The 3,992-nt window shown below is 50.0% G+C and carries 2 tRNA genes and 3 rRNA genes; all 5 read left to right on the top strand.

What is annotated here, in order from left to right:
• Positions 1 to 172 (top strand): 16S ribosomal RNA (locus BM062_RS24760); the annotation flags it as partial.
• 126 nt (positions 173 to 298) lie between these two features.
• Positions 299 to 375, top strand: a tRNA-Ile gene (locus tag BM062_RS24755).
• 9 nt (positions 376 to 384) lie between these two features.
• Positions 385 to 460 (top strand) — tRNA-Ala (locus BM062_RS24750).
• Between the two features lie 331 nt (positions 461 to 791).
• Positions 792 to 3,666 (top strand): 23S ribosomal RNA (locus BM062_RS24745).
• A gap of 191 nt (positions 3,667 to 3,857) precedes the next feature.
• Positions 3,858 to 3,970 (top strand): 5S ribosomal RNA (gene rrf / locus BM062_RS24740).
• Positions 3,971 to 3,992 lie beyond the last annotated feature (22 nt).

Raw genomic sequence — 3,992 nt, 5'->3', positions numbered from 1 at the left:
GTGAATACGTTCCCGGGTCTTGTACACACCGCCCGTCACACCATGGGAGCGGGTTTTACCAGAAGTAGGTAGCCTAACCGTAAGGAGGGCGCTTACCACGGTAGGATTCGTGACTGGGGTGAAGTCGTAACAAGGTAGCCGTATCGGAAGGTGCGGCTGGATCACCTCCTTTCTAGAGTTTGCATGAAAGTTAAGCGTCCACACTTATCGTCTGTTAGTTAAGAAGAACAGGTATCGGTCAAAGGCTGGTGCGTAGAGGATACGCAGTAGTTGATGGTAGGCTCGTACTGATCCAAGCGGGTCTGTAGCTCAGTTGGTTAGAGCACCGTGTTGATAACGCGGGGGTCGTTGGTTCGAGCCCAACCAGACCCACCAAAGATTTCCGGGGGTTTAGCTCAGCTGGGAGAGCACCTGCTTTGCAAGCAGGGGGTCGTCGGTTCGATCCCGTCAACCTCCACCAAGTTTCCTTGGTGAGAAAAGAGAAATGTCAAACCTAAGTCGGTGTGCAAGATAGGCACTGGGATTTAGGTTTGGTCTTTTGAAGATCAAAAGCAATAACTGTTCTTTAACAATTTAGAAGAAGTAGTAAAGATTCGTCCATGACAAGACATTGTTGTGGATGGGTATGATTGTATCAAATCAAAAAGTATGTAAAGAGTTCTCAAAAGAGTCCATGGGCGCAAGCTGCATGGACATGCGAAAACACTTTGGATACGGCAAACGCTAAACTCATAGAAATACCTCTATAACCGTTTTTTACCTGTGAACGCAGGTAGAGGCTAACGTTATAGGGACAAGTGAATAAGTGCACATGGTGGATGCCTTGGCGATATCAGGCGATGAAGGACGTAGTAGCTTGCGATAAGCTGCGGGGAGCTAGCAAACAAGCTTTGATCCGCAGATTTCCGAATGGGGAAACCCGGCCCTAGTGGTCATTGCACACTGAATACATAGGTGTGTAAAGCGAACGCGGCGAACTGAAACATCTAAGTAGCTGCAGGAAAAGAAATCAACCGAGATTCCCAAAGTAGTGGCGAGCGAAATGGGAACAGCCGCAAGTTTTAGCAGTGGACATAGTAGAACGACTTGGAAACGTCGGCCATAGAGGGTGATAGCCCCTTATACGAAATGATCATTGTGGAACTAAGCTTGCAACAAGTAGGGCGGGACACGTGTAATCCTGTCTGAACATGGGGGGACCATCCTCCAAGGCTAAATACTCGATATCGACCGATAGTGAACCAGTACCGTGAGGGAAAGGCGAAAAGAACCCCGGAAGGGGAGTGAAATAGATCCTGAAACCGTGTGCATACAAACAGTAGGAGCGGACTTGTTCCGTGACTGCGTACCTTTTGTATAATGGGTCAGCGACTTACATTCAGTGGCAAGCTTAACCGTATAGGGAAGGCGTAGAGAAATCGAGTCCGAATAGGGCGTTCAGTCGCTGGGTGTAGACCCGAAACCAAGTGATCTACTCATGGCCAGGATGAAGGTGCGGTAACACGCACTGGAGGTCCGAACCCACTAATGTTGAAAAATTAGGGGATGAGCTGTGGGTAGGGGTGAAAGGCTAAACAAACTTGGAAATAGCTGGTTCTCTCCGAAAACTATTTAGGTAGTGCCTCAAGTATCACCATCGGGGGTAGAGCACTGTTATGGCTAGGGGGTCATCGAGACTTACCAAACCATTGCAAACTCCGAATACCGATGAGTGCGAGCTTGGGAGACAGACGCCGGGTGCTAACGTCCGACGTCAAGAGGGAAACAACCCAGACCGCCAGCTAAGGTCCCAAAGATTGGCTAAGTGGCAAACGAAGTGGGAAGGCTAAAACAGTCAGGAGGTTGGCTTAGAAGCAGCCATCCTTTAAAGAAAGCGTAATAGCTCACTGATCGAGTCGTCCTGCGCGGAAGATGTAACGGGGCTAAGCCAGTCACCGAAGCTGCGGATATCAATTTATTGATATGGTAGGAGAGCGTTCTGTAAGCCTGCGAAGGTGTCTTGTAAAGGATGCTGGAGGTATCAGAAGTGCGAATGCTGACATGAGTAGCGATAATGGGGGTGAAAAGCCCCCACGCCGTAAGCCCAAGGTTTCCTGTTCAACGTTCATCGGAGCAGGGTGAGTCGGCCCCTAAGGCGAGGCAGAGATGCGTAGCTGATGGGAAGCAGGTTAATATTCCTGCACCGTCGTTAGATGCGATGGGGGGACGGATCGCGGAAGGTTGTCCGGGTGTTGGAAGTCCCGGTTCCTATATCAGAGAAGGCTGTTAGGCAAATCCGGCAGCGTAATTCAAGGGTATGGGACGAGCCAATTTATTGGTGAAGCAATCGGAAGTGGTTCCAAGAAAAGCCTCTAAGCTTCAGTCTAACGAGACCGTACCGCAAACCGACACAGGTGGGCGAGATGAGTATTCTAAGGCGCTTGAGAGAACTCGGGAGAAGGAACTCGGCAAATTTGTACCGTAACTTCGGGATAAGGTACGCCCATGTAGTTTGACTGGCCTGCGCCAGAAGGACGAAAGGGCTGCAATAAAAAGGTGGCTGCGACTGTTTAATAAAAACACAGCACTCTGCAAACACGAAAGTGGACGTATAGGGTGTGACGCCTGCCCGGTGCTGGAAGATTAAATGATGGGGTGCAAGCTCTTGATTGAAGTCCCAGTAAACGGCGGCCGTAACTATAACGGTCCTAAGGTAGCGAAATTCCTTGTCGGGTAAGTTCCGACCTGCACGAATGGCGTAACGATGGCCACACTGTCTCCTCCCGAGACTCAGCGAAGTTGAAATGTTTGTGATGATGCAATCTACCCGCGGCTAGACGGAAAGACCCCATGAACCTTTACTGTAGCTTTGCATTGGACTTTGAACCAATCTGTGTAGGATAGGTGGGAGGCTTTGAAGCGGGGACGCTAGTTCTCGTGGAGCCAACCTTGAAATACCACCCTGGTTTGTTTGAGGTTCTAACCTTGGTCCGTTATCCGGATCGGGGACAGTGCATGGTAGGCAGTTTGACTGGGGCGGTCTCCTCCCAAAGTGTAACGGAGGAGTTCGAAGGTACGCTAGGTACGGTCGGACATCGTGCTAATAGTGCAATGGCATAAGCGTGCTTAACTGCGAGACTGACAAGTCGAGCAGGTACGAAAGTAGGACATAGTGATCCGGTGGTTCTGTATGGAAGGGCCATCGCTCAACGGATAAAAGGTACTCTGGGGATAACAGGCTGATTCCTCCCAAGAGTTCATATCGACGGGGGAGTTTGGCACCTCGATGTCGGCTCATCACATCCTGGGGCTGTAGCCGGTCCCAAGGGTATGGCTGTTCGCCATTTAAAGTGGTACGTGAGCTGGGTTTAAAACGTCGTGAGACAGTTTGGTCCCTATCTGCCGTGGGCGTTGGAAATTTGAAGGGGGCTGCTCCTAGTACGAGAGGACCGGAGTGGACGAACCTCTGGTGTACCGGTTGTCACGCCAGTGGCATTGCCGGGTAGCTAAGTTCGGAAGAGATAACCGCTGAAAGCATCTAAGCGGGAAACTTGCCTTAAGATGATATTTCCCGGGAACTAGATTCCCCTAAAGGGTCGTTCGAGACCAGGACGTTGATAGGTCAGGTGTGGAAGCGTAGTAATACGTTAAGCTAACTGATACTAATTGCCCGTGAGGCTTGTCCCTATAACCTTAGCAGGTTATATGATGAGCTTATTTGTTTGCCAAGGTGACTATCCATAAAGATAGCAACACCGTTTGGACAATCATACCCAACCGACCACACCCACCCCGGTGTGGCCGGTATAAAAAACTACTTCTTCTAAATTGCGCTCTTTGTTGCCACTACCGTGGAACAGGGAACGATACAAGTTATGCCTGATGACCATAGCGAGTTGGTACCACCCCTTCCCATCCCGAACAGGACCGTGAAACGACTTTGCGCCGATGATAGTGCTGCAACCAGTGTGAAAGTAGGTCATCGTCAGGCTTTTATTAAAAAACCCTCTGCA

It is taken from the genome of Collimonas sp. OK412, from assembly GCF_900112135.1.
Classification (GTDB): Bacteria; Pseudomonadota; Gammaproteobacteria; order Burkholderiales; family Burkholderiaceae_D; genus Collimonas; species Collimonas rhizosphaerae.
The sequence above is the reverse complement of the archived record's forward strand: the minus strand, read 5'-3'. Positions and strand labels throughout refer to the sequence as shown.